Consider the following 25909-nt stretch of genomic DNA (forward strand, 5'->3'; position numbering starts at 1 on the left):
TTTTATTTTGGAATCTCAACTTTAACTTTAAGCAAACGCTGTATGCTCTCAGTTAAGCCGATATGTTTAATAATTTCGTGAATAGTAACACAATACAAATTACTTTGAATGACCAAACCATACTGGGTTGATTGTTTAAATACTAACTTGCCGTATTTATCTGAGATCAATCCTGAAGTGTCTACACCCATAGGGTAGCCATACTTTTTCATACAGACCTGGAACATCAGTTTCATGTCGAATGAATCAAGTTCAAGGTTACGAATGACTGAAGCTTTCCAAAGATTGCTACGTTTTTTTAAACCTTGAAGTACATGTTGCATTAGGATCTTCAATTTGTGACCTTTGCTTGGTTGATGAATGGCCAAGCATAAACGGGCCCATGAAGCATCGCTCATATCCAATCCTACCCTTTTCCAAATGATTACCTCAGTGCTTTGATCGGCTGCAGAACATGCTTTCCTAATCTCATGTTTCACACTGTTCTCAGAAGATACATAGATACATTCCTGTTGCTTATCCTTATTAAATGTGATCTTAAGAGATGGCATTCCAGGTACTACATTAGTCACCGATGTCCAATCAAATTTCTTTCTTTTAAAAAGTATCAACATTACACGCCTCCTTGGATTTTTATGCAATAAAAAAACGCACGACTTCGCGAAAGCGATGTCATGCGTTTTGGATGCAAAAAGTTTAAATTCGTTGTTAGTTTAAGACTGTAACCAGTTAATTGAACAATGGCTTTAAAAAGGAACAATACCTCTGTGTTTCGCCAAGTTCTTATTGTCTTCACTTATTAAAAGTGTTCACAATGTTCTTCTTCATCCTGATAAATGACTTAACTCTTACCAGTCCAATCATGTCGCTGTAATTTTATCATCTCATTTGTTGAGTACATAAACACAGATACATTGAAGAGAGGTGTAGATTTCATAAATTACGTTCATTTTACCTTAAAATCTACAAAAAATAAAGCATTATGATGTTTTAGGTGCTTTTATGATGTAATTTTCGTATAGAATACCAAAAACCAAAAGCGGTAATAGAGCTGATACTCCCAAAATCACATTTGTCTGAAAGAACGACTGATGGATGAAATAAAATACAACACTGAATACAATAGCAACCAACAAATACATAAGATTTAAGCCAATGGGATTTATTTTCCCCTTAAACAATCTATCTCTCATCCACACGATGAGCGATGTACTGACTATGGAAAGCAGAAAAACCGGAATGCTGATTAAGAATATATAGAAAATACCTGTTGTGAATGCATTATCTATCCCACCATCACTTTGTGGTCCTGCAAAAATCAGAATGGTGTACAAGACAGCAGCTGTTAAAGCAGTAATTACATTTGAGAGGATAAAACGTCCTAGATGTTGCAATCTTGGGCTAGTACTGTTCAAAATGAAGCACCTACCTTATATTTTTTCAATTCACTTCATTATATATGATTATTTGGAACCAGTCATACTTTTACTGGAAAAAACCTCTACATTTTGTAGAGGTTTTCTTGAACAAAATATTTTTTAAGTAGCATTGATCAAACGAACCATATTATAAATATATCGATCCCCACCAATAAAGCTGTTGCTCCACGAACCGTTAGTTTGTACACGAATTGCGGATGAACCCGAACCATCAAGAACAATGGTATTAGTAGGATCTAAGCCAATGTGCTCAATAGAGGCTTTTAGGTCATTGATGGTGATAGCGTCTGGTGTTGCAATAAGATATACATCATCGCCTTTCCAAGCGATCGCTGTTCTTGGCAGTGGTACATTGAATTGAGCAACACCCCAGTCAGAAGAAGTAAAACTGTTACCTCCAATAATTGTTTTAACATTGCTATACTTGGCAAACACCTCTGCAGTGTTTGTTGCATACATATATGCTGCTTTTGTGGTACCCCCACTGGTATAGATGACCAACGTCTTGCGTGCAAAGAGTTCAACAGACGATCCGTTTTGCAAATAGTTTTTAGGCAGTGTCCGAGTTTTGACTGGAGAACCATATGTGACAGAGACGTTACCGGAATCAGTAGATGAGTACGCAATAGATCTACCCTGCAGGGGAGGGATATTGTAGTTATCATTCTCTGGGAGGAAGAAACCACCGTTGATACCCATAAAAGAAGTCTGTGACATCGGTTTTAAGATCGTTTCACTTTTGATGTTGGAAAGTTTCGTTTTGATATATTTCATACGTGGACCGTATGGAGAAAAAATCGACAGTGGTGCTCCTTCAACTTGTTTGTATTCATAGTTAGTAGCCATATAATAATTCCCCTATTCAGATTAGATTAGAGAAATGTAATTAAAGAATGGGACTTGTTCTATAGCGTCATTCCTCCGCCTAGATAAGTCTTAATTACCTTCTCATATATAAAGGCAATTTAAAATGTAATTTAACAACCTTTTAGTTAAAATAAAGTTGTCATTTGTATTATGGATGTTAATCTTTCTGTAGATAAAATTAAATTGTTTCTGGGGGATTTATGAGACATCCATACATGGAAAGTTCATTCTATAATAAAGCCAAAAAAATTGAGCGATCATTTAAAAAATCTATTCGTACTGGTCAGCATTCGTTTAAAACGGGTTTGGGCCGGACAATAACTATAATTGGGATAACAACATCCGATATCATATTTCGAGTAGATTCTACTGAGACTATTCACGAAATAAACCGTTTAAAATTCAAACAGGCTTTGGCGTTTGTTCTATTCAATCGCAATGTATCTAGAAAGGATTTAGAGCAGTTTCACAGCTTCAATTCTCATCTAATGGCCATCCTGAATGCAGCACTGAGTAAAAATATGTCCAGAATACTCAGGCTTGCAAATCGAACATTACGGTTAGTTATTAAAGGTGTTAGATATTACTTTTCTGGTATGGAATTTTCAGCGAAAGATCGATTGCTCGTCCAAAGTCAGGGCGGTAAGTTTATTTTAATGAGTAATTATTATCTTCGGGGTCTATCGCGTGATAAGCTCTTAGAAACATTCAGACACTGCAGAGACATTGGATTGCATGTGATTATTGATTCTGGAAGCTTCAGCGTAATGCGGCAAGCAAACAAATCAAATCCGGACAAAAAGATAAATGATATATGTCTCAAGCAATACTGTGAGCTGCTGATCAGCATTAAAGAGTATATAATGGGGTACTTCAATTTAGACGAAGATAGTAATATCGAAAAATCAAAACGTAACCTGAAATACTTAAGTGCGAATGTTGGATTCCCGCCCTATCCTGTATGGCATCAAGGCTTTGGATGGAATGAGTTAGATAACTTAGTCAAGTCCTGCAAGCATCAATTAATCGGAATAGGAGGAACGGTGTTTATGCATTCAACACCAGCCAAGAGAAAGCTGTTTCAAGAGATATTTTCGAAATATGGGGACCAACAAGGATTCCATTGGCTTGGAGGCTCAAGTGTATTGCTAAATGAATTTCCTTTTATTTCTACCGATTCTACTGGATTTAATATAGGCAGGAGATTCCGCCGCCTAGTACCACTCAATTCTCCTCAGATAGCCGCTCCTTCTGAGATGGACTCCATTGATTGCATAAAGTACAATATTCGTCAACTCGTAAAACTTGAGAACAATCATCACGATCATCAATATGAATTGCCCTTATAATTTGTAGGACAAAAAAACTACCGGCACAAACGTAAAATGTACCCAATAAGATAGATATGTTGTTAAGGTCTATTTTATTGGGTATTTGTTTATCATAAAATTAGATGTTGCAGCGGTTATGTTTATTAGAAGAACAAGGAAAATATGAGATTTATGAAAAGTAGGACTAATTATGGAGTTCAATTAATTTGAAAAAGCTACCGCCTGTAAATACAGACAGCAGCTTCCTATTTTATTTCCCTTCGATCGTCACTTTATCATTTTTTGTGTCTGGATCATCCAATTTAAAGCCAACAAACGAGTCATCTACACGAGTAAATAAACTAAAATCCTTGTTATATGCTAAACCTGAATAGGTTGTATTGAAGATTTTTTGACTATTCGACCCTTGTTCAAAGTTCACTAAGTAATCAGTCACTTCAGTGCTTGTCTTTTCTTCTGTTAGTATCTCACCATCTAAATTATATCCCTTCGGATAATAATATTCCATTATACCATTCTCCAGAACAACCTCTATCTCTTGAGTAGATTGTCCTAATTCATCTAAGGTTATATCTAGTATGTATTTACCTGTAGCTTTCGCAGTTGAATTTTCTTTTACATACTTAATTATTTCATCATCAGATAGGTCATCATATTCATCAATTGGAAGACTTTTAAGATTCCAGTAATGGGTTGCATATCCGTTTTCAAAAACATATACGTCCTTAACAGTAGTCTTTCTAGTTGGATATACTTTAGCTTTAAACCAAACAGGATACTTTTCTAAAGCTTCACTTAATGGCATAAAATCTTCGGCTGTATGATTTCGTGGATTATCATATATTGAATCCTCAACCGTTTGCCCAGAATCTTTGTTAGTACCACAAGCCCCTAGAATTAGTACAGTAGTAAGTACCGTCAGCATTGTCAACCATTTCTTCCTTAACACCATTTCTTAGCCCCCATATTAATTTAGGAAATTTTAACCAACTAGTAGTATAGCTGTTTTTACTGAATTCTACAAACAAATTAATAGGGAATAGAGATGATCAGTGCCTTGCTAAATAACGCATAGCCAATCATTACTCGTTTGTACAAGCAAAAGTAGCTAACATTAATGATACCAATTATGGGTAAATATACATTCAAGTGAGATAAGTTATAATCAACCATTTAGGAAAATATTAAGTTGTATAAACGTAAATTAAAAAGGCACCTCAAAGTAAAAATGAGATGCCTTTTTGATTTTGTGTAACAGTACTATAGTTTAGAAAGCAAATGACAAGAATACTACATACTAATAATATCTTACTTGGTTCACATAGCCGATTTAATATTATTACAACTCATTATCACTTAAAAGTCGAAAGTCAATTGGTCTTTAATTACATCCCCCATGGACTTAGACTTAATTCGGATCGGTGTTGTGGAGAGCTTGTAGTTTAGTAAATCGATCTTGGTTATTTTGTCTTCAGGTGCAGGGGTGTAAATCTCCCTCTTCTTCTGTATAACACGCGTAATATCAATTGCTTCAGTGATTACATCTGTTGCATCCAATGGATTAACTATGTCATGTACGCCACATAAACGTTTTGTTTCCTCAGTAAGCACTTTAAACGCCTGTGCTATAGCCTTAGGATACTCCTCTTCAGAAACCAGCTGCAGATTTTCATTCATATCTTTTTCAGCAGCGCTTTTCCATGTTTCAGTGAGCTCCGCTGCTGATAAACTGCTAGCCAAATCTCGAGTCAGTGCTGACTCGTTATCTTTACCAAATTCTGCTTTTTTATCTGATCTCTCAATCCTGCCCTCGACTAAAAGTGCAGAAATTCTCTTTTTCATCAAATGGGCAAACTGCTTCATTTGATGCGTATCTTTGTTGACAAAATAACGCACAGTACATTCTTTTGTCTGCCCTATACGCCACGCTCTTCTACCCGCCTGTCTTACAGCATTGATATCATCATTCAATTGCCAAAAATTCAAATTAGGCCATTCTAGAAGGTCTAACCCGACCTGTACAAGCGAAGCATTCATAATGAGTACTTTAGTTCTCAACCTCTTCTGTTCTTCCAGCCACTCGAACCTCCCCATACTGCTTGTCGTGTTCTTATCTAGGATCACACTCTCAATCCCGGCTTCGGATAGTATTTTCTGAATACGTTCGTTTGTTTTGAATTTATTAGTGAAGTGAGTGTATATGATAGACCCTCGTCCTAATGCTGCTTCCCTACGAACAGTTTCAATCAATTCGCGTTCGGCAGAAGTACGATATTCATCGGGGAAGGTTGGTGGTGATAAATACGCAAGTCGGCCTCCATTGTCATCTAAAAACTCGATACACATTTCTTTTGTTGGCTGAGCGGCATAATTCAACAAGGATGATGCATAGACAGACCATGCTTTACTGCCAAGATCTGATTGTAATTTGGTACAGGTATCAAAGAGTTCCCTTTCAAATGTTCTATAGGCTTGAGCGTGTTCTTCATCCATATCAACAATTACCGGCTCTTCTCGTAAATTTACAAGAGGAAGACCTAAATCAGAAAGTTCGACAAAGACTGCTTTATGCAACAGATGTTTGGCAACTAGCTGTGGAGCAATCCCTGGTTTCTCTTTGATTTGGACATTTTCTGCTCTCCGGTTCGTTGTACGACCGGCATTACCCTCAACATTATTATCCAGATAAGTGACTCTTTCCAGCACTCCATATTTTTGTGCCCACAGCTCTTTTGTTGTTGTATGCTCAAAACCCTCATCTATTAAAGGACCGGGTTCTGATCGCCAGAGTGTGGCTTGGATTGATGATGAAACGCCACTTGTTAATGTTCCTGTTAAAAAAATTGCTTTTTTACAGCTGCGAAGAAGTTTATGAAAAGATAATCCTCGGCCGCTGTTCGATGCTTTCATTTGTTGTATTTCATCAAAGATACCTAATGAAAAGTGTGAACGAAGGTGTTTTTGAAGAATTTCAGCTATCATCCAACGAGATTTAAAACGATCTTCTCCTCTCGATTTAAGAGCTGGTCGTGCCAATGAACAATGTTTCTTCTTTTTGTCCACAGTATCTTTAATTTTGGAGTATTTAAGCTGACATGTGCAGGAGATTTGTCTAATCAGTGGAGTATAACGTCTAACAAAAGATTTTGGTAGTCCGTTTGGTCCGAGGATTCTAAGTTCTCGAGCTTGATCAATGTCATTTATATCGGGGGGATGTTGTGGAGTTTCAACAAGGTCTTTCCATGTGGCAAGGATTCCAGCCTCACCATCTTTTCCTTTAGGAGACTTAATGGGTTGATAACAATCCGGACAGCACCAATATTTTTTTCGATTGCTCCAGATAGCTCCACTAATAAATTTGCTTGCTGTTAATTTCATTCTGTCAGTGGACACCAAAACAAACTCAATCATTCCTTTGGGGACCTTTTTTCCTTTTTTTACATCTCTTACGTAGTTAAGAGCATCCTCTGTAGAATTCAATACTTTAACAATCGTATGTTGAGATCCAAGTACAGTTGGAATTTCTTCTCCTGCCCACTTTGGAATAGTGATCGCCGGAGCAGTGATGAGCACTGACACTCCTTTGGGGCTTCCATTATCTTTTTTCTCTTGGTTCATTGAATATGCAAGAGACAATGCCATTTGTGTTTTACCACAACCCATGTCCGCGGTGAGGAATGCGGAATATCCATTCTTTAGAATATACAACATCGCCATCACTGCTCTAGCCTGTGCTGGTAAGCAAATTCGATTTGTCATACCCAGGTACTTTTTATAGGTTTTGTTGTCGTATAAAGGCTTAAGATACTGATCAATTTTAGAAGATAGAAACTCAGCATTTTCTCTGAGATAATCTTCTGTTGTCATTCCTTCTGTGAATTTTGCTGATTCATCAAGCTTGGTTCTGTCAGAAGAAAATACATTTAACGTTCCATTAATTATGGCTTGATCAACAATAGAAAGCACTTCTTCTTCCTTTAGTGAGGAAAGGTACATGGCAGATATGTTGTCCTCATTTGCCATATCCGTTTTTATTACTTCAATATTATACCATTTATCTTTTGGAAGCAGAGATAGATATAAATTAGCCCATTCTTTTGTTTTTGGTAGATTGTATTTTTTGTGCAATAAATTGTCCAGCTAGTTCTTCAATATTATCTGTTCTTGAGATAATAATTTTATCTGGATGAGAACGTTTATTTGCATCAGCTTCCATACATGCTTCGTTGTAATCTTGTACAAGAGATAAACGCGGCAATAAAAATGTATGGCAGACTTTGTTATGAATTTCTTCATCTCTTCTGTAGGCGCGGTTAGTTTTATATGTTTTCGACTCTCCAGTAAAGTAATTGGTAATAGTGAATTCATTTTTCGAATACATTAGAGCATGGATAGATCTGCATGCGCTTAGAGTACCGGCTATAGATAACCCGAGTACGGTGACCTGATCCTTTGAAAGCATCAGCATTTTCACATAAGCTTCAAGCGTCTTCCCTTCCTCTTCAAATCTGATTATGCGAATATCGGTCGTAGCATATTCTAAAATAGCTATGAACTCTTCAACATTGGGGTAACCTAATGAACCTGTTTTCATTTCGCATAAATCTGAGAGAGAATGTATGCCAATGAGGTAATCTTGAATAATTTCCCAAACTTCATGACTAGCCAGCTCCATGTATTTCTCGATGTTACGGATCATCACTGGAATGTTGTGTCTATACGTATTCTGTGGATTTGTTCTGATAATTTTTTCGATTTGATTCAGTAAATTAGTCATATTTTTTCTCACTTTCTGCTAAGATCATAGTTGTTATTTTAGATCGATGTGACCGTCCGATTTAAATACGCGGATGATAGATTTTCTGGTGAAGTTTTCAATTAACCTACTTTTCCTAGTCTCTGGATCATATTCGACCCTTTTACTTTGATGTGATTCGTCCTTAGCAACTAGAAGATGATCACCCATGTATTCGGGTAAAGCACCAGATTGTATGGCTTGAACTTGATGCGTTATTTTAAGAGGCATAGCGGGGTTTCTGATGTGGTCATTTTGAAACCGAACATCTTCAACCATTGAATATACTTTGTCCATAAAGTGAATTTCACTCTCAGATTGTAGGATGTCATCTACTGTTACTATAGTGCTCGTAAATAGAAGCGTAGGTTTGTTTTGAGGGAGTACTTTATAACAGCGTTGCTCCAGTCTGGAGTCTCTAGAGAAGGTATTGCTGCGGGACCACAGAAAGAAAGATTAATTAAATAATCCTCTAATTTTTCATTAGTGTTTCTGGATTTTTTTCGATATCCATAGACAATGACTTGTTTATACGTATCATAATTATCATCAGTAAAACGATACACCTTAACCTCTTCAAGACGACTAGAGATCAATTTAGCAAGATCCTTTAATGTGTATTGTGGAACATTAAGTATTACTAATGCTGAATCAGATAAGTAGCTATTGGGTTGAGTAAGGTTTCTAAAAAACTGGACCTCTGCTCTTTCAGATCTGATCTGCATAAAAGGTGGGTTTAAATATAGTAGACTAAAGGAATCATGACTCATTCGAGTATCTTCATACCCACATGCAAGCACATGGTCCACATGGTTTTTTGCTTCAGCAGCTCTAGACTTCTCTAATTCAATTCCATAGGTGGAAATTTTGTCTGAATCAACAAAGTGGTTTTTCATTTGATTGATTGCAGTGCCTGTACCGGCACATGGATCTAGAATGGAGATATTTCCATGAGTTTGAGTTGTTATCCTTTTCAGGATAAGTTCCATTTCAGATACGGGTGTAGGATAAAATCCTCCCTTAGCTTCACTTTCTAATCGAGCCATATTGTATTGTTCCTCCTAAAATAAAAAGAGTCCACTTGTAGTGAACTCTCTTAAAGTATTTATTATGTTTGTGAGACTCACTTCTTTGTTATTTATCAACGTAAATCTAGATTCACCTCCGCTATAGAGTAAACGAATGTTTTACTTTTTAATTGGAACCAACAGAATTTGTCCTGGTTGAATATTAGACTGGATATTGTTTGTTGATTGGATCAGATCTACTGCTTTTCGTGGGTCCCCATTGTAGTATTTCTTACTAATGTTGAATAAAGTGTCTCCACTTTCAACGATGTAAGTTATGTACTCGGTTGATTGATAATCCATGGTTTGATTAAACAGTGCTGCACTGCCGAAAATGGTAATACAGACAAAAGTGAATGATGTGATTAAGCGACTAGATCTTCGTGCTTTACGACTAAAGATTTTGATTACTAGTTCTAGTGTTTCAATCAATTTAATCATTGTAATCGCAACATATTTTAGGGTTTTCTTTTTCATCGGTATTCCTCCTTAAAATAGAAAAAAGCAGGGCCCTGGGGACTCTGCTTTTTTTGTGGATATATAAAAAAAGAGAAGTATCTCCTTTTAGGATTGATACTTCTCTTGGATATTCAAATATGAATTTTCAGCTTTAATGTAACGGTTGATACTTTAAGAGATAGACCCTAAGAAAATCAAAAAGGTAAAACACTCTTTTTGAAGCGTCTTGTGTCAGTAATCCCTAATAAGCGTTTGCTCTCAAAATTTGAGTAAGTAGAGTACGCTCTCTCAATATAGATTTATACCTTATTATGATGAAATAGGTATATCCATGTTGTTACGATAGTTAGTTATCATCATATTAAAATGTCCATAACATACGTAAGAAGGTATATTGAGAATAAAAAGTAAATCTATGCGATTATTCTATCATCAATTATACATACTTCTCAAGATTTAAGTTAAAAATTAAAGATAGAAATTGTCATAGTATGTTTTCACCTTAATTATATATATTTCTTTATTATTTAGTTTTCTCTTGTGTTAACTTGTTTTAGAGGAAAAATTTCTCTTTTACCATCTAGCTTCATAGGTTATTAAGGCCACACGTACCAGAGTGAACCGCCACACGTAACCTTGTAATCGGCCACAACTTACATACTGTGAATAGACACACCAACAAGAGTCAAAAGCCACAGGATGCAGAATAAGCAGCCACAAGAAACGGAGTCGGACAGTGATCATTTCTTTGATTCCTGTGGATATCTTCAATAATACTCTGGTTCATGTGGCTTTTAAAGACCTAATTCATTCATTTACTCTGTTTGGTGTGGCCTTTCTTGTAATAGTAGATATCCATGAGACAATTTACTCTGCTATGTGTGGCCTTTGTGACGTGCTATACATTAGAAGCCACATATAGCAGAGTATTTGGTAGGGGTTATAAACAACTACAACCCAAATTTGTCTGTTTGGTGTGGCCTTTCGTCATACAGTCTGGTCCATGTGGCCGATTATTCAAGTTAAATACTCAATTTTTACTAATTACCGTATCTTATTCTGCTTTGTGTGGCCTTCTCCATATAAATCTCTTAAGGAAGAAAGGAGTTTACTCTGCTATGTGTGGCCGATCTAAATTGTGTATAGTAAATCCGCATTATATCGTCAGGTTCATGTGGCCGAAGCCTTATCTCAGCAAAATGGGGTTGATTCACCTTAATTACTCAATAATATACATATAAAATGGATAACGTACCAATTTTAATCATCTGCTAATTGTTCAAAATCAGGCAATAAGCAAGTTTCTTCCTGTCTAAGCTGCTTTTAATCGGCCACACAAAACGGAGTAGATAGATTATGATTAATCCGATATAGTAAATGGACAAGGGTTACAGGAGGGGTTAGTGTGTTACCAGCTGACAATCATGAACAGATAGAATTTTCATTTGAGCCTGATCCAATCTCAGATCATTTTATTGTTACAGAAAGTAACGTATTGATAGAGGCCAAAACTAACCTAACACTTCATGAGGAACGTCTAATATATATCCTAGCTTCCCGCATACATCCGGAAGACACTCAATTTAAAACACATTTTTTTAAAGTCAGCGATATTGCAGAGCGATTAGATATTAAAGACAAAAATTTCTATAAAAGAGTAAGAGATCTTATACGACAATTACAAGATAAGAAAGTGGTTATCGAAGAGAAAGCAACTCGATCAGTCCTTGAGGCACACTGGCTTGCATCGGCTCGGTACTTTCAAGGCAAAGGTTTAATTGAGTTAGAATTTGCAGAACAGTTAAAGCCATACTTGCTACAATTAAAGGCTAACTTTACTCATTTCAAACTATGGAATATCCTTTACCTGAGAAGCAGCCACTCCCTCAAGCTATACAAATTGCTCAAACAATACCTACCACTAGGAAAAAGAAAGTTTAATAGCATCCAGGAATTCAAGGATTTTATGGAAGTTGAAGAAGGTCAATATGACCGCTATAGTCATCTTAAGAACAGAGTCATCCTCACTGCTCAAAAAGAATTGGCTAACAAGACGGACATCAGATTTGAACTTGAGGAGAAGAAGGTTGGGACTCGGGTTGTAAGTATTACCTTCCACATCTTCAAAAATCATAAAATGACGGAACGTGAAGTATTAAACGATGGTGATTCTGTTATTCTTACTGAGCCAATCATGGATCTCTTAGCTCGCTTTGAGGTTAAAAAGAAAACTGCTCTTGAACTAGTCAGTCAATATGGCGAAGAGCACGTGCGGGAGAACATCAAGTATGTATACGAGAAGAAACAAAATCAAGAAGTAAGTAGTATTGCTGGTTATATCGTTAAAGCGATTGAAGGTAACTATGCAGACTCCAAACAACAATACAGTAATGAAGAAGAAGAAAATCCTAAAGTATCTACAACGCACTTGAATAATAGAATTTCGAAGCTGGTATTTTATGCGGAACAGGTAATTAAAGAGAGAGTTCAAAGTGAGAAAGTTGCTTTGGAGGAACTTTATCGAGATATCTGGAACGCGATCGATCAGAATATGTCAAACCGTGAAGAAATGAGATGTAGACCTCTCGTGCTAGAAGATCTGTATCATCACCATGGAAAGACGGTATTCCTTCAGATTGAAAATCAACAATTAAAACGACTTGCTCAACAGTCTCAGTAAGATAAAAGAAGCCATCCAAGGTTGCATTAACTACTTGGATGGCTTTTCTATATTAATTTATAACAAATGCAATCTGGCCATCCGCGTTAACTTCGTAAACCGATGATTCTTTAACTATGACACTTGACTTCAATTGATGACGAATGTCGATTTCCATTAATGCGGTAACTACTCGTGAAGCAATGGCTTCAATGGGTCTAACATTCACTGAGTTGCCAAGCAATTCATATTGCCGTGTGTTAGAGCAACCATCAACAAATTTAAACCAACCAGGGTACCCTAATATGTTCAGGATTTCTTGTGGTGTGAACTTTGAAAATCTCTTTTGGTCCTTGTCTAATAAATAGGATTGATTACTCTGTATCTTTCCATACCCTTTCGTGATGCACGCGATTTCAACTGCATTCTCGGTAACAAGCAGTTTTTTATTTTTAGCTGCAGTAAAACCAGTCTCGCTGTACTGTTTATGATGTTGATTATAGAAGTATCCCATTGTAGAGTCCTCAATATCACTCCACGTACGATCTGTCGTGCTACTTAGGTAATCTTTCAAACGTTTCCTTCTAGATGTTGGAGTCTTAATCGGCTCCGGAAACGAAAACTCACTTTTGTCTGCTAATAAGACAGAATATCCTCTTATTCGATGATCTATACTTCCATAATCATAAGAATCGATCTTCTGATGATACACGTATGGAAAGTCCATCTTTAGCAAGGACACAAAGCTATGATACGTATCAGAATTAAAATATTGTGGTACGTTTTCAATGAAAATTGCTCTAACCTCAGCTTGACGAAGTATCCGTACCATGTGGGGAACAAAATGCTCTAAGAGGCCCTCCATTCGCCCGCCTAACAAGCTATATTCAACACAAGGGGCTGATATCAGGGCAATATCACATTTTGGCACATAGAGGTTATTTACAGATTTTAAATCACCCCAGTAGACTAAGCTATCCGGATAGTTCAATTGAAAAGTTTCTATTGAATATGCTCGATATGATGGATCTTTAACTTTTCTTTCCCAATCAAAGGGATTGTTAGTTACTTCATCGATATCCACGCCGAGTGCAGATTCGCAGGCGCCGGTATTGACGAAGGCCGTTGCTAATCCACCAATACCACAGAAAAGCGAGAGCAATCTATATTTTTTTAGAGAGTGACTACAGAATTCCGGTTTCTGACCGGTAAAATTCATTTCGAATGTCATCTCCCGATATACGTAGAGTTCGCCTGGTTTGACAACGATATCAATTTTAACACCAATACCTAATACTTTATCTATGTCCGTATTTGCTAAGTCTAAAATAGGCTCACCTTTTTTATGATGCACAATGTGACTTGCTACTTCGATTTTCAAGGCAGCTCTTATATGCACATGGTCAGCAAAAGTTTGAACAATAATTCCTGCTCCAGCAACGAACCTACCCGCACGTAAAACGGGCTTTTCTAGCCACAGTCGTGTAATCGCACCATGCTTTCTTGGTTTTGAGCTTGTACGATAATTCCGTATCATAGTTGCTCCATCTAATATATGTGATAAATTCATTTATCGTTCCTCCTGAATATAGATCAGCTAATAAAAAAGGTAGAAATCAATTGATTTCTACCTTTTGGTGTTATTTAAATATGTGTACTGAAAGCTTTTAGTAAATTATCATCGGGAAATCCAGTTATCTGTGTTTCACCCTCTACAGATATGAATATTTCAACATCTCTGGTTTGGAAGTCGGTATGGTTATACCGGTCACTAAGGAAATGAATCGTTTGATTATCACTGCCATGCAAGCCAATGAGGGATGAAGCTTTTTCATCGTAACGGCCATCAATTAATACATCAATGAGTTCTAAAATTTGAGGCCCATAATTCAGTTTCTCGATCTCCTGAAGATAAAAACCGGTAAATACAACGATTGAATATCCGAAGTGTTTTAAAGCATGGGCGAGCGTTACTAACGCTAAAGGTTGTAAAAATGGTTCCCCACCACTTATTGTTATATCCTTTATCGTTGTGGGAATAGAAGAAATAATCTCATTAATTGAAATATTTCTCCCCCCTGCCAGAGAATGAGTGCTTGGATTAAAGCAGCCGGGACATTGAAATTTACAGCCTTGAAAGTGTATAACTGATCTCTGCCCTGGTCCATTAACTGTTGAGTGATGAGTGATTTCATGTATTTTAACGTCCATTAGTCCACTTCCTTACTTGTTTTTGATCATTGCTTGATTTCTAGTGTTTTTTCCATGATATTCTTTTTTATAGGATCGTTCTTCAACATGACCGAGACCTTTTTCATAGGGTTCTGTTGCAGCTTCACAACCATCCCCGTTATAGCCGACGGCTTCTACTATGACGGTACCGTCAGCTTTAAATAACATTATGACCTCTTTCAAATAGATCAACTCCCAATAATATTTCGATAATTATCGCTTAAACTTATTTCTGAGATATTCTTAATTTAATTGTCCCATCTGGTAACGTTTGTCTGATAATATTATCCCCTTTTGACTGAGCGACCATCACCGTTACTGCAATTTGATATTCCTGCAGCAGACGACCACCATTCTCACCAATTTCTTTTTCAACATGACCACCCCACCAATCTGTACGGAGCTCATAGATCTTATCGACCTTAACAAGACCTACATCATAAGGGCCTCTACATTGAATGACGTAATCGGCTTTAAAGTGCTGTGACTCACTGAAGGCACGCACCATCCCATTCTTAATGAGATGCAATTTTAATGCTTTCACTGCACGTTCGAGTGCTTTTATATTGGTAATTTGAGTTTGAATACGAGATGTATGAGACATAGTAGTCCCTCCTAAGTGATTTATGATAATCTTCTGGTGCTTGTAGTAGTTGATTTATTTGTTCGTTTTACAGACTTTTTTACGGGAGTTGAGGCACTACGAGCGTTATTATTGGCCCAGGTTCTCATAGTATCAATTTCTTCTTTGCGCTGACTCGACAACGGTATCGTTTGTTCAGCTGCAGCGATCAGATGAGTCGTACTCAGATCTTTACGGTCAGCAAAAGCTAGACTAATACCATCAATAATGACCTGTTCTAATTCAGCACCTACAAATCCTTCCGTAGCTTCAGACACGTGTGAAAGGTCAAAATTTTCTGGGTTTCGACCACGTTTCTTAATATGGATAGATAGAATTTCAATTCGTTCTGAATTTTCAGGAAGGCCGAACCAAAATATCTCATCGAATCTACCCTTCCTCATTAACTCCGGAGGCAATTCATTAATATTATTGCCAGTGGCTAGCACGAAGACATCTTTTTCTTTTTCTTGCATCCAAGTTAACAACTCCCCGAATACACGAGATGTTACCCCATTACCAGAAGAATCACTTCCTAAACCTGCAAGTGCCTTCTCGATCTCATCGATCCAGAGGATACATGGGCTCATTGATTCTGAAGTGCGTAAGGCTGTTTGCATGTTAGCTTCTGACTCGCCTACATATGAACCAAATACCTTACCGATATTGAATCTCAAAATGGGAAGTTGCCAAAGATTACCTAGCGCTCGAGCTGATGCAGATTTACCTCCACCAGAGACACCACACAGCAACACTCCTTTAGGAGATTGGACACCAAAGGCTTTTGCTTCCTCAGAAAATGATTCTTTACGTACTTTTGCCCAAGTTTTGAATTCACTGGCTCCTCCTATGTCGGATATATTGTTACTTGGAGGAATGAATTCTAAAATACCTGTTTTTTTTATGATGTTTGCTTTCTCTTCCTGAATGGTTTTAACTGCATTTGCTCCATATTCGCGATGGATTGTATATGCGAGTGAGTACACATTTTCGGCTTCTTGTTCTGTTAAACCAAGTGAGTTTTTTAAAATTAGGGTTCGATACTCAGGATCAATAACGATATCCTTAGGTTTCGTAAGACGATCCAACACTTCGCCCATCTTTTCAATATCAAGTGGAGTAAACGTGGTTACAGCAATATCTTTTTCTACCTCAATAGGTATTACTGTTTTGGGGGATACGAAGATGATGTAGTTTGTGGGGTTAATACAACTGAGAATTGTATCCTTAAGTTTCTGTAGAATATAAGGGTTATCCATGTAATGGTGAAAGTTTTTGAGCACAAAGATTGTATTACTGTGATTTTCATTATCATCTGTGATATATTCCAATGCATCTTGGGCTGTTGTCATTCCTGTACCGGAATCATCCATTGAATTTGTATAATCAAGATAACCTTCGGTACAAGACCATACCTTCATTTCTAGCGTGCATTCATGTGCAATATTCTGTAAAGCATTAATACATCGATTCTCCTCGAACGTATTAATCCAGATTGCTGGATAACATGCATTGATGTAATTTTCAATCGTTTGTTTAGTCATATTTTTAATTTCTCCTTTAATTAAAGAATAAAAACGGAACCTTATCCTTGGATAAGTCCCGAATTAACATAACTTTTAAGTTCTAATCGAATAGAGATAACTGACGAACATTCTCATTTTTAGCTCTTCTATCTTTTTTTAATGCCGCTACATCCTTTAGCATCCTTTGCATATCCCGTAACGATGAAGTGATGTCTTTTAGATCTGAATTTAACAGATCTTGATAATCATCAATAATGCCAAAAGACAGTTGAGTTTCGTTAACGACTGATGTTATATCAGCTGGAGTAAGATTTTCACGATTATCATAGGCAGTTTTTAAATTTTCCATTGCAGTGTTTAATTGACTAACCGTTGCTTTACGAACGAGATCCATCGTATCGCCTGTTTTGATTAAAGGAATCATGTAGGCAGAGCTAAGTTCCAGTAGATTTACAAATGTCGTGAATGAACGCAGCTGGTCTTCGAACTTCACGGGTACAAAATAGACTCCACCAGAAGTCTTTACCATGACAGGAGACATCCTCTTAATTGTCTCAATACACATATGACGCACTGCTTTATCATCATGAGTTGTTTGAAATGTAACGAAGAGCTCCTTGATCCTCTCTACTAAAGGTTCAACCTCCGGATTAATAATCTGTGTATCCAGGAAGTAAAAGTCTTCTCTTTCAAGCGTTACAATTGCTTCTTGAGTTTTGTATAGAAGCTTTTCTTCTTCTTTAGGGTCAATCACTTCTCGTACAATGTTACGTACTACTCGCTCAGCAGTTGTAACAGTTTCTCGAACGAGAATCCTTTCTGATCCCTTCCCGTCTATGGGTGGCTGTTTACATTCAATTGCTTTGGTAGACCGGCGAAACGCATCAATTACACGAATCTCATTAGGCATAAGTGATGGGTCTATTTCAGAAGCAGCAACATGTTCTGCCAAAAGTCTTCGTTCAATTTGTTTCATGCCGATAGAGTACCAAATCAAATAACCGATAACTTCAACGGATTGTTTGTCTTCCATGCCGACTGCGGTGATTTCTTTAGCCATTTCACGTGTTAGTTTTCTCATTTTTAATTATCCTCTCGCCTGAGTATTGGAGTTTAAAATAGATCCAATTTTAATTGTTCATATTCTATAGCGCACTTGATGGCGTTCGTTTTAATGGGTTTCATTAATTGTGTTAATTTTAGAAAGTCCGTTCTGTTGTTTTTATATTCTTGGGATTGTCGGTATTCATTGAAGAATATGAGTGGAATTGACTTAATTAGCTCTGTTGATCCCTCAATATCTATTTGAAGATAACGAACGGTACCGGTCCGCAGACTAGCTATCCACTCGATCCCGCACATTGGACAGTACCAGGTACGTCCACCCATTAGAAAACAATTCCCCCGAACAATGTGTTGCTCATCATTAGGACAACACCGGACAGAAACTACTCTTGGTTGATGTAAGGCTAAGTCTAATGTCATACTGCCTTGGTAGTTGCCTTTGACTTCAGAAGATATTTTCATCTTTTTCGGCATATAGGCATCTCCTTTAATAAAAAAAAGGAAAACCCCAGTTCTGAGATTTTCCTTTTTGTAGTATTTGTATGTTCTCCTTTTCCTGGATAACGGCCTCTCTATCTAACTAGAATGGCAGATCATCATCAGATATATCAATTGGTTTCCCGCTATCTGAGAAAGGATCTTGGTTATTTGAGTTGCGATTAGAATTTGAGTTTGATTTATTATTATCTTTGTTTTGAGACTCAAGGAAGCGAACGTTATCTGCGATGACCTCTGTAACATAAACTCGTTTACCCTCGTTATTTTCGTAATTTCTCACTTGGATGCGTCCTTCAACAGCGACGAGCCTACCTTTACGACAGTAATTAGCTACAGTCTCAGCGAGTTGTCTCCAAGTTACGACTGGTATGAAATCTGCTTCCTTTTCTCCCCCTTGGCTTGTAAACGGTCTGTCCACTGCCAATGTAAATTGCGTAACGGCTACTCCAGCCGGCGTATATCTCAACTCCGGATCTCTTGTGAGTCTGCCTATGAGAATGACACGGTTCAGCATAAAAAAACCTCCATATTATTTAATATTTTCAATAGTTTTTAGATATGAGTCCTGGAGAGAATCAACCCATTTATGGACTCCAATTGCCCATGTACGAGGTTGATTACCACACCCGTAAGCTTCAAACACTTCAGGGAGTAAGTCATAGTCTATATCTTTGGACATTTGGTTAATATCATCCAAAGCTTGCTGGTATTGATTAATCTGAATACTGTAGATTAGATGAGCAAGAGCCTCACGCTTTTTGCAATCAATAAATCGTGTCCATTCAGCCCAGATCCACTCATTAAGACTCTTACGATAGGTATAATCTCCATATCTCAGCCTTGGGGTTCTAGAATCACGAAAACCGATAAGACCAAGCTGAGAAGTATTTAATCTCTCGGCTGGGTGTTTCTTCGCTTGTTTCTTTTGGTGCAACTTTTCATCAAGTCCAGATTTTTCTCGAAGGTTTTTTAAAACTTCCTCACGACTTTTTTGCTCAACGTGTTGGATGAAGTCAATGACACCTCCATTAATTCCACATGTAAAGCATCTAAAAACCCCTCTGGATCGATTTAAAGTAAGCTTGTACTTCCCTTTAGATAAGGTATTTTCGCACCAAGGACAAACAAATTCTGTTTGTTCTTTTCTCAATGTGTTTGATCTTACAGTGATTCCCGCCGAAACTGCATAATCTACAATATCAGGCAAGTAACTGGATATCGTGCTCATTATTATCAACTCCATAGGTTTTAGGCATAGGGATCTGAATCCATTCCTTTTTCATTACTACTTTCTTGTTTAGGTATACGACCCTAGCGTCTTGTAATTCTGAATGTTGTTTAAAAACAGATCTGAAAATATCCAAAACAACATCGGAATGCCAACATGCTCTTTTAAGTTGAATTGCAGGACATTCGTGCGCAATTACAATTTGACCTTTAATATAAGTAGCTGCCACGAGGTAAATACCTTCACCATTTGAAGCAGAAAGTGAGACAAAAATCGTCCTTTGTTCCCCTTCCTGAGTGAAGACTGCTTTAACATGCTTGTGATTAATCATGATTGCTAACCTCCTCAAATTATTATTTATATAATAAAAAAAAGCTTACGATCCTAATGATAGGATGTAAGCTTTTAAGAGATATTCATTCAAGAATAGTATATGTAATTGTTAACGTTCAAAATCTAAGTGAAATTTTAAGCAGTAGGTTAAATGTAGATAATGTACACGACAAAAAAACGTCTTCATTACCTAAGATTCCTAAACACCTTAATTGCCCTTCCATGTCGATGACTGAATTCGCAATTATACCAATATTTCCTGATATACAAGTATATCCATCCATCTTTTCATTCATCTGTTATCATCGTTGAACGTTCATAACATAAATGAAAAAAATACTGATATCTAACGGTTTAACTATGACACTATTATACGTTTTATGGTCAAGGATATCAAGTAATTAGTGGTATTTTTGGCTTACTCCAACCTCTAGTTAAGTTCATAATATTAGCGGGAGTACATGTTGTTTGACTAGGGGAATAAAGGTAAGTAAGAAGTCCGTCCGGACCTCTTACTTATCTCTACTGATGTTATGACGAAGGTTGAAGAATACCAAGTAACCTGTTTATGTTCTCATCTACCGGAGGTTGGACAGGCTCTTGTACAATTTTAGGTGGCTTTCTAAAAGGTGGAATGAACTCTGGTATGAATTCGTGATTTTCAACATAAGAGAAGCTTTCAGATAGGTCTTCCTTAAGCAGGTTATGATCGGTAGTAATCCTAAAGAGATGTGTTTGATCTTTAATATCCAAGAACTTCTTCGCATCGTCCCAATCACTGACTACAATCAGTGTTTTCATTTCATCTTCCATAAAACGAATGTGGTTATAGACTTTGTCACGCTGCACTTTCTCTCTTAAAGTTGCTACTTGAAATTGCATTCCCTTTACTGTGAACCTAGCATCAAAGGGGGATTTGGTCTCTTCAACTTTCGTTTCAGGATCGATCTCATGAAACCGGGAGTAAAATTGAGATACAAGCAATTTTTGAAGTAACTCGATCGTTAATGCTTTTTGGAATTTATCCAATCCATAGATTTTCCTCGCTGGATTCGATAAGCTGTAGACAGGCATAAACTTGTTGTTTTCCCTACCTGTCAGTGTGTGCTCAACCAGATAACCTTTATCTAACAAGAAGGAAACATTCTTTTTACCTCTACGAATGTTCCCAGGGTTAAGAATTTTGGCCAGTTGTACTTTTGATGCAAAATATAGAAACCCCAGATTTTCTAAGACTTTACGTTGTGCGGTATTCAAAGTTGATATTTTCAGTTTGATCGTATCAGATGGCTGGCGTCCCCACTTAATGATATATTTATTTTCCATGTGAAAAGGGGATAAATCAAAGACCATGAGCATAAACCTCCTATTTATTATTATAAGTATGGCAAAACAAAAGCCTCTTAATTAGAGGCTTTTGCAAGTATCAAGTGAAGTGTTAGTATTAAACTTTGCTTTTGATTATTCCCGACATTTCATTTTTTTCTACATCGATTTTTGCAACTCTCACACGGACAATATCCCCTTTTTTCACTTTGCCAATACCTGGTTTAGGTTGACGACACAAGATATCTACACCCTCAGCAAGATTTACGAACACACCATATTCAACAACCCCAGAGACTTTACCTTTATAAGTGTTTCCGGTTTGAAATCTCGTCGTACACTCAGGCCAAGGGTTCTTGAAGAGTTGTTTACCGCTGACCTTTAAAAGTTTTTCTTCTTTGTTGAAATCAATCACCTTAACTCGGATGGTATCACCAGGTTTATATCGATCATGCATATCGTCGATCCACTCGTAGGAGACCTCATCTGCTCTGAGATCTACATTAATTGCTCCAATATCAAGACGCAGTGATCGATTGTTCACTCGTACGATCTTTGCATCCACGATTAGGTTTGTCCGCAACCGATCCCATGTTAAACCTTGAAGATGTTCGATAGCTTGCTTGCTTGACGCTACAAAAATTTCAGAATCACGATCCAAACCAGTTACTTTATAGTAGATGTTATTACCAATTGCATCAGTCAATTGTGTACGTTGATCGAAATCAGTCTCCTCAATCGGGATGATCCCTTTGATATGACCCACGAACACAATCACGCAGACTTTACCGCCATGTGTCTCAATAGTACTAATTTCGGACTGCATGATGGAACGGTTTTGTCGCGCTTGATACACCTTTTCCCAAGCTTCCTGTTCAACTTGGTCATGTATCTGCTGCTCACTCTCAGGGACAATTTTCAACAATACATCATTTTCAAGAATATTACTCATTATAGTTCCTCCTCGTATTTGGTATTACTCCTGAAACTTCCAAAAGCTACTCGTTTCAGCATTACTGTTTTCTTTAACTGTATCTTTAACAGAAGTAGGTAGATTGCTATCTGGAGTCGCTATAGGACTCTTAGAATGCTCAGCTGTTTGCGGACCTTTTCTGTTTTCCTCCAACTTCACCGGTGCTGACCCATTTCTACTAGATCGTACCGGAGGTGGTTCAGGCAGGGGAGCATTGTAAGCAGGCAGTTCACTTTCCAAAAAGGGAATTCTCTCTTTTTTCGTTGGTTCTGATTTCGGAGTCTCTACTGTTTGTTGGGTATTTTCAGCATTCTCCTTCTCAAAATCAATGATAGTAAACATGGGTTGTTCCACTTCTGCCCACTCATTATCGTCTTCTTCTTTCATATCAAAGGGGCTAATCTCTTCGGCTTCCTCAATGGATACAGGAACGGATTGCGTAGGGAGCGATTGGGTACCTCCTCTACTCACAAGGTTTTTCAAATCCACCTTTTTAGTTAGTAATTTGGTCTTCAGTTCAGATAGCTTTTCCTTTATATCGTTCCAACTTATCTCGGCCTTGTCTAATTTCACATTCAAATCAAAATTGAAATCTTCCCAAGAGTACGTTCGATTTATAGGCGGCTTCAAACTCTTGACTGCTTTCACATAGATATATGAAAGGAAGAACATGCCAACTAAGCAAATTAAGCTAAATATGGATGGTAAAATGGATGTAGAACCCGGTGAAATCCTGTCAATTAAACGAGTAACTATACTGCCGAGCATCCAATCAAAAGCAAAGATACACCCGTATAAAGATAGATAGCTTATTTTGTTCGTGTTACGAAAGAAAATGATATGCCCAGTTAGTCCTAATAACCAAAACAATAAAGGCATACCGAATCCTAAGCGGTACAAACTCATAAACAATGCCATCAGTCCTATGAGGGAGATGAAAAAAACGGTAGGTATGTACAGCTTAATTACAATAGGAAGATATTTCGCGATGGCTTTCACGACATTACCCTCCTTGTACTTGGTCAGGCAAGAAATTGACGATCAATTCTTTGCCTTCAGTTTCTGCAAGGTGAATGAGTGGAATAAAGTAATTTGATGCATTCAGAATTTCTTGAATTAGCAGTCTGCTTAACATATCTTGTCCATTCGTCGAAAGATTGTTAATTTGCTTAGCGAGTTCTTCACTATCAACAAATGAGACCACTTTCTGCAGAGAAACATTTGGATCTAAGCCCGTCTGACTCAAGTCTGTTCCTCCTTTCTAAAAGAAAATAAAAAATAGCGTGCATGAAGACAAATGGATAGTTGTCTTCAGCACGCCGTTTCTACGGTAGTGTAAGTGTTATTCGAATGTATTCAATTTAACTAATAATAGTATATCATGATTTACATTAACAACGCAATATTAGATTTTGTAGTTATGAGACTTAACCCATAAGTTTGCCATTTGACAAGCTTATGCTTCCAAAAACTCATGGCAAACTTATGCTTCCAATTCAAGCAGCTAGAAACACACATTCCTATTTCGCTTTGAAAATGTGCACAAAGTACCCGTTTTAGGACCTTTATGAATGAAAAAACACTAAAATATCGGTTGCGGGAAGTAACACCTCCAAAATGTACAATTTGAATTAAAAGGAAGTTTAAATTATGGTTTAAATGAAAAATTTAAAGTCAAAGAAGCCAACCACTATTACGATTGACTTCACTTGAATTTATTGAGCTATCGTTTCCCGTTAGTTTAATAACTTAGGGTGTTTTATTTTTTTTCTACATTCATGACGACAAATCCTAAATCGTAATTGTGGCGGAAAGTTATTTGATACTTTTCTACTTTCTTGTCTACCTCATTGTTAATAACCTTGTGAACACTTGCTATTACATCCAATACATAAAAATCACCATCTACCGTTTTCATATTCGCTATTTGAAACGGGTCAAAGCTATAAACATTATCTTTCCCTGTCTTTAAGTATTGTTTTTCTTGGAGCGAAAATAGTATCTTCCTTTGCAATTCAGTCGTTAACATACGCTCCAATTGTTCTTCTCTTGTTTGTGGGAATTTCCATAATGCAACCCATTCAATCGAATCCTTACCTTTAGACACTTCATCATGTGGATGAGCTACACTTACTAACGGAATGGAAAATATAGCCCCAATAGAAAGGACTAGAATGGACATCAAAATTTTTCTCATACAATCACCTCACCATGATTTTTCCTCATATGGGTGAGTTTTATGTATAAAGGAGTTGTTCTGTTAAACTGCCGTTAGTTGAACAAAAGCAGCCATCGAGTTGATCCACTGCTTTCTATGTGTTATTGATTTTATGAGCCGTCTCGTAGTCGATGGCAGCAATCAGTTTAGCTCCTTTATACTCGTCATGAGTCGGGATTCTGGTTGTTGTCCTTTCGAAAACCAGTTGTACTGCAAAGCCAAATAGACCCTTAGTATTTTAGTGATTATAATGTTGTGAAGTAGGAAATAATTGTTGCTATAGAAAGGGCGGGGATAATATGTTTAAAAAAATATATTTAATAGCCTTTGCAGTGACTATTATTTCAGGAGTGGCATTAATTTCGAATTCAAAAGCAGACACCTATCCAGAAATGGAAACCTTAAATAAGACAGTTGAGAATCCTGTTAACAATAATTTTTCAACAAATAACGTAAAGTCCGTAAAATCCGAAGAATCCGTAGAATCAAAAATCGCAAAAGGGTATTATAGTCAACTATATACACCTCATGGCATGTTCGTGCGAGCAGATGAACAAAGTATCTTTAAGGAATCGGAGATAGCAAGAAATTTAGATCAAATCGGGCCTAATACGAATCAACTAATTTTTGATGGCGAATTTTTTTTAAAAGTAGATGAAGCAGAATTTCTTAAAAATTATCCCAATTCGTTGCTCTTAAATAAAACCTTAAATGATGAAAACCCGACTGATACTGATCCATCAAGTTTATCAAAATAGTAATTTCATAAATCAGGAGCCATTATTTTCGACAAGTGCTCCTGATTTTTTTTATTTTTGAATTAGCGTGACTCCAGTGAAGTGAATGTTTCGACTTCCGGCCGTTGTTCTTCCTATATCCGGTAGAAATCCGGTGACAAAAGTGGACGCTATCGCTCCTACAGTACCAAACTTCTCCTCCGTCTCTCTTCCCATTTTCAAATTCATTAGCTATATTTAAAAGCTCCATTTCAGTCACGTCTATATTTATTGTCTTAAGTTAACCTGGCCGTTAGTTTAATTTAAAGTCGTCCTAATGGGGACTCACGGCAACTTTATGCTTCCAAATACATTTAAAAATCACGAAAACACCAAAATTCTAAGCATTTTCTGACATACTTTTGGGTAAATATCTGATCCTTTTATGGGTTAAGTCTCAAGTTAGTTAGTAGTAGCTATTGGAGGTGGTAAGTGAAAATAGTAGTATATTAATTCAAGAATACACTTAGTAATTATTGTTCCCGTCTAACAAAC

General features: G+C 37.0%; 27 protein-coding genes. 3 read left to right on the top strand and 24 right to left on the bottom strand.

Features of this window, described 5'->3' with window-relative positions; translation table 11 throughout:
* Positions 1-2: 2 nt before the first annotated feature.
* The 3 genes from BLV50_RS28010 to BLV50_RS28020 form a co-directional block, all read right to left on the bottom strand.
* A complete protein-coding gene (locus BLV50_RS28010) occupies positions 3-614 on the bottom strand; it encodes a hypothetical protein (RefSeq protein ID WP_090811180.1) in 612 nt (203 codons plus the stop codon).
* A 366-nt stretch (positions 615-980) separates the two neighbouring features.
* Positions 981-1415, bottom strand: coding sequence for a hypothetical protein (locus BLV50_RS28015; protein ID WP_090811181.1), 435 nt, complete (start codon positions 1413-1415; stop codon positions 981-983).
* Between the two features lie 123 nt (positions 1416-1538).
* Complete coding sequence (locus BLV50_RS28020) at positions 1539-2285, bottom strand: phosphodiester glycosidase family protein (protein WP_090811183.1); 747 nt, start codon at positions 2283-2285, stop codon at positions 1539-1541.
* Between the two features lie 236 nt (positions 2286-2521).
* Between BLV50_RS28020 and BLV50_RS28025 the strand changes: the two genes are divergently transcribed.
* A complete protein-coding gene (locus BLV50_RS28025; RefSeq protein WP_090811186.1) occupies positions 2522-3655 on the top strand; it encodes a hypothetical protein in 1134 nt (377 codons plus the stop codon).
* A gap of 232 nt (positions 3656-3887) precedes the next feature.
* Here BLV50_RS28025 and BLV50_RS28030 read toward each other — a convergent pair whose 3' ends face one another.
* The 5 genes from BLV50_RS28030 to BLV50_RS28055 all read right to left on the bottom strand — a co-directional run bounded on the left by BLV50_RS28030 (position 3888) and on the right by BLV50_RS28055 (position 9976).
* Positions 3888-4568, bottom strand: coding sequence for a hypothetical protein (locus BLV50_RS28030; protein ID WP_143038165.1), 681 nt, complete (start codon positions 4566-4568; stop codon positions 3888-3890).
* A gap of 425 nt (positions 4569-4993) precedes the next feature.
* Entirely contained in the window at positions 4994-7765 is a 2772-nt protein-coding gene (locus BLV50_RS28035; RefSeq protein WP_090811190.1) for a hypothetical protein, read from the bottom strand.
* Positions 7722-8312, bottom strand: a complete 591-nt coding sequence (locus tag BLV50_RS28040) for a hypothetical protein (protein ID WP_218135440.1) — start codon at positions 8310-8312, stop codon at positions 7722-7724. The genes BLV50_RS28035 and BLV50_RS28040 overlap by 44 nt, the downstream gene beginning before the upstream one ends.
* Before the next feature lie 461 nt (positions 8313-8773).
* A complete protein-coding gene (locus BLV50_RS28050) occupies positions 8774-9478 on the bottom strand; it encodes a DUF6094 domain-containing protein (RefSeq protein WP_090811196.1) in 705 nt (234 codons plus the stop codon).
* 141 nt (positions 9479-9619) lie between these two features.
* Complete coding sequence (locus tag BLV50_RS28055; protein WP_090811198.1) at positions 9620-9976, bottom strand: LysM peptidoglycan-binding domain-containing protein; 357 nt, start codon at positions 9974-9976, stop codon at positions 9620-9622.
* A gap of 1387 nt (positions 9977-11363) precedes the next feature.
* On the opposite strand from BLV50_RS28055, the gene BLV50_RS28060 reads away from it, so the two are divergent.
* Positions 11364-12638 (top strand): replication initiation protein, encoded by a 1275-nt coding sequence (locus BLV50_RS28060; protein WP_177031282.1) that lies wholly within the window; start codon positions 11364-11366, stop codon positions 12636-12638.
* 52 nt (positions 12639-12690) lie between these two features.
* On the opposite strand, the gene BLV50_RS28065 is transcribed toward BLV50_RS28060, so the two are convergent.
* From BLV50_RS28065 to BLV50_RS28135, 15 genes are all read right to left on the bottom strand, one after another.
* A complete protein-coding gene (locus tag BLV50_RS28065; protein ID WP_090811202.1) occupies positions 12691-14187 on the bottom strand; it encodes a DNA cytosine methyltransferase in 1497 nt (498 codons plus the stop codon).
* Between the two features lie 74 nt (positions 14188-14261).
* On the bottom strand, positions 14262-14828 hold the full coding sequence (locus BLV50_RS28070; RefSeq protein WP_090811204.1) for a 4Fe-4S single cluster domain-containing protein: 567 nt from the start codon (positions 14826-14828) through the stop codon (positions 14262-14264).
* A gap of 12 nt (positions 14829-14840) precedes the next feature.
* Positions 14841-15032, bottom strand: a complete 192-nt coding sequence (locus BLV50_RS28075) for a DUF2997 domain-containing protein (protein WP_090811206.1) — start codon at positions 15030-15032, stop codon at positions 14841-14843.
* A gap of 43 nt (positions 15033-15075) precedes the next feature.
* A complete protein-coding gene (locus BLV50_RS28080) occupies positions 15076-15453 on the bottom strand; it encodes a DUF1257 domain-containing protein (protein ID WP_090811208.1) in 378 nt (125 codons plus the stop codon).
* A 20-nt stretch (positions 15454-15473) separates the two neighbouring features.
* Positions 15474-17015 (bottom strand): AAA family ATPase, encoded by a 1542-nt coding sequence (locus tag BLV50_RS28085; protein WP_090811210.1) that lies wholly within the window; start codon positions 17013-17015, stop codon positions 15474-15476.
* A gap of 82 nt (positions 17016-17097) precedes the next feature.
* Positions 17098-18057 carry a DUF6744 family protein gene (locus BLV50_RS28090; RefSeq protein ID WP_218135441.1) on the bottom strand — a complete coding sequence of 320 codons (960 nt, stop codon included), beginning with the start codon at positions 18055-18057 and terminating at the stop codon, positions 17098-17100.
* A 53-nt stretch (positions 18058-18110) separates the two neighbouring features.
* The gene (locus tag BLV50_RS28095; RefSeq protein WP_090811214.1) at positions 18111-18536 is read right to left on the bottom strand and encodes a hypothetical protein; all 426 of its coding nucleotides are present in this window, start codon (positions 18534-18536) and stop codon (positions 18111-18113) included.
* A gap of 106 nt (positions 18537-18642) precedes the next feature.
* On the bottom strand, positions 18643-19074 hold the full coding sequence (gene ssb / locus BLV50_RS28100; protein ID WP_090811216.1) for a single-stranded DNA-binding protein: 432 nt from the start codon (positions 19072-19074) through the stop codon (positions 18643-18645).
* Positions 19075-19089: 15 nt separating this feature from the next.
* Positions 19090-19767: a CHC2 zinc finger domain-containing protein gene (locus BLV50_RS28105; RefSeq protein ID WP_218135442.1), complete on the bottom strand. Its 678-nt coding sequence runs from the start codon at positions 19765-19767 to the stop codon at positions 19090-19092.
* Entirely contained in the window at positions 19760-20119 is a 360-nt protein-coding gene (locus tag BLV50_RS28110) for a hypothetical protein (protein ID WP_090811220.1), read from the bottom strand. Before BLV50_RS28110 ends, BLV50_RS28105 begins: the two co-directional genes overlap by 8 nt.
* Positions 20120-20652: 533 nt before the next feature.
* The gene (locus BLV50_RS28115; RefSeq protein WP_090811221.1) at positions 20653-21474 is read right to left on the bottom strand and encodes a hypothetical protein; all 822 of its coding nucleotides are present in this window, start codon (positions 21472-21474) and stop codon (positions 20653-20655) included.
* Positions 21475-21565: 91 nt separating this feature from the next.
* Positions 21566-22399 (bottom strand): S1 RNA-binding domain-containing protein, encoded by an 834-nt coding sequence (locus BLV50_RS28120; protein ID WP_090811223.1) that lies wholly within the window; start codon positions 22397-22399, stop codon positions 21566-21568.
* Positions 22400-22423: 24 nt separating this feature from the next.
* Positions 22424-23419: an MFS transporter gene (locus BLV50_RS28125; protein ID WP_090811224.1), complete on the bottom strand. Its 996-nt coding sequence runs from the start codon at positions 23417-23419 to the stop codon at positions 22424-22426.
* A gap of 4 nt (positions 23420-23423) precedes the next feature.
* Positions 23424-23666 carry a hypothetical protein gene (locus BLV50_RS28130; RefSeq protein WP_090811226.1) on the bottom strand — a complete coding sequence of 81 codons (243 nt, stop codon included), beginning with the start codon at positions 23664-23666 and terminating at the stop codon, positions 23424-23426.
* A 513-nt stretch (positions 23667-24179) separates the two neighbouring features.
* The gene (locus tag BLV50_RS28135; RefSeq protein WP_090811228.1) at positions 24180-24617 is read right to left on the bottom strand and encodes a hypothetical protein; all 438 of its coding nucleotides are present in this window, start codon (positions 24615-24617) and stop codon (positions 24180-24182) included.
* Positions 24618-24937: 320 nt separating this feature from the next.
* On the opposite strand from BLV50_RS28135, the gene BLV50_RS28140 reads away from it, so the two are divergent.
* Complete coding sequence (locus BLV50_RS28140) at positions 24938-25396, top strand: hypothetical protein (protein WP_090811230.1); 459 nt, start codon at positions 24938-24940, stop codon at positions 25394-25396.
* A gap of 51 nt (positions 25397-25447) precedes the next feature.
* On the opposite strand, the gene BLV50_RS33220 is transcribed toward BLV50_RS28140, so the two are convergent.
* A complete protein-coding gene (locus tag BLV50_RS33220; protein WP_218135443.1) occupies positions 25448-25603 on the bottom strand; it encodes a hypothetical protein in 156 nt (51 codons plus the stop codon).
* Positions 25604-25909 lie beyond the last annotated feature (306 nt).

Origin of the sequence: Paenibacillus sp. 276b (assembly GCF_900107875.1) — a bacterium.
GTDB classification, from domain to species: Bacteria; Bacillota; Bacilli; order Paenibacillales; family Paenibacillaceae; genus Paenibacillus; species Paenibacillus marchantiae.

Bases quoted from the DNA above. Each gene is read 5' to 3' on its own strand.
- BLV50_RS28120 (WP_090811223.1), bottom strand. From the start codon at position 22,399: ATGAGTAATATTCTTGAAAATGATGTATTGTTGAAAATTGTCCCTGAG.
- BLV50_RS28010 (WP_090811180.1), bottom strand. From the start codon at position 614: ATGTTGATACTTTTTAAAAGAAAGAAATTTGATTGGACATCGGTGACT.
- BLV50_RS28070 (WP_090811204.1), bottom strand. From the start codon at position 14,828: ATGGACGTTAAAATACATGAAATCACTCATCACTCAACAGTTAATGGA.
- BLV50_RS28040 (WP_218135440.1), bottom strand. From the start codon at position 8,312: ATGGAGCTGGCTAGTCATGAAGTTTGGGAAATTATTCAAGATTACCTC.
- BLV50_RS33220 (WP_218135443.1), bottom strand. From the start codon at position 25,603: ATGAATTTGAAAATGGGAAGAGAGACGGAGGAGAAGTTTGGTACTGTA.
- BLV50_RS28135 (WP_090811228.1), bottom strand. From the start codon at position 24,617: ATGAGAAAAATTTTGATGTCCATTCTAGTCCTTTCTATTGGGGCTATA.
- BLV50_RS28050 (WP_090811196.1), bottom strand. From the start codon at position 9,478: ATGGCTCGATTAGAAAGTGAAGCTAAGGGAGGATTTTATCCTACACCC.
- BLV50_RS28090 (WP_218135441.1), bottom strand. From the start codon at position 18,057: ATGGCTAAAGAAATCACCGCAGTCGGCATGGAAGACAAACAATCCGTT.
- BLV50_RS28065 (WP_090811202.1), bottom strand. From the start codon at position 14,187: ATGAATTTATCACATATATTAGATGGAGCAACTATGATACGGAATTAT.
- BLV50_RS28020 (WP_090811183.1), bottom strand. From the start codon at position 2,285: ATGGCTACTAACTATGAATACAAACAAGTTGAAGGAGCACCACTGTCG.
- BLV50_RS28140 (WP_090811230.1), top strand. From the start codon at position 24,938: ATGTTTAAAAAAATATATTTAATAGCCTTTGCAGTGACTATTATTTCA.
- BLV50_RS28025 (WP_090811186.1), top strand. From the start codon at position 2,522: ATGGAAAGTTCATTCTATAATAAAGCCAAAAAAATTGAGCGATCATTT.
- BLV50_RS28055 (WP_090811198.1), bottom strand. From the start codon at position 9,976: ATGAAAAAGAAAACCCTAAAATATGTTGCGATTACAATGATTAAATTG.
- BLV50_RS28115 (WP_090811221.1), bottom strand. From the start codon at position 21,474: ATGGTCTTTGATTTATCCCCTTTTCACATGGAAAATAAATATATCATT.
- BLV50_RS28085 (WP_090811210.1), bottom strand. From the start codon at position 17,015: ATGACTAAACAAACGATTGAAAATTACATCAATGCATGTTATCCAGCA.
- ssb (WP_090811216.1), bottom strand. From the start codon at position 19,074: ATGCTGAACCGTGTCATTCTCATAGGCAGACTCACAAGAGATCCGGAG.
- BLV50_RS28110 (WP_090811220.1), bottom strand. From the start codon at position 20,119: ATGATTAATCACAAGCATGTTAAAGCAGTCTTCACTCAGGAAGGGGAA.
- BLV50_RS28095 (WP_090811214.1), bottom strand. From the start codon at position 18,536: ATGCCGAAAAAGATGAAAATATCTTCTGAAGTCAAAGGCAACTACCAA.
- BLV50_RS28080 (WP_090811208.1), bottom strand. From the start codon at position 15,453: ATGTCTCATACATCTCGTATTCAAACTCAAATTACCAATATAAAAGCA.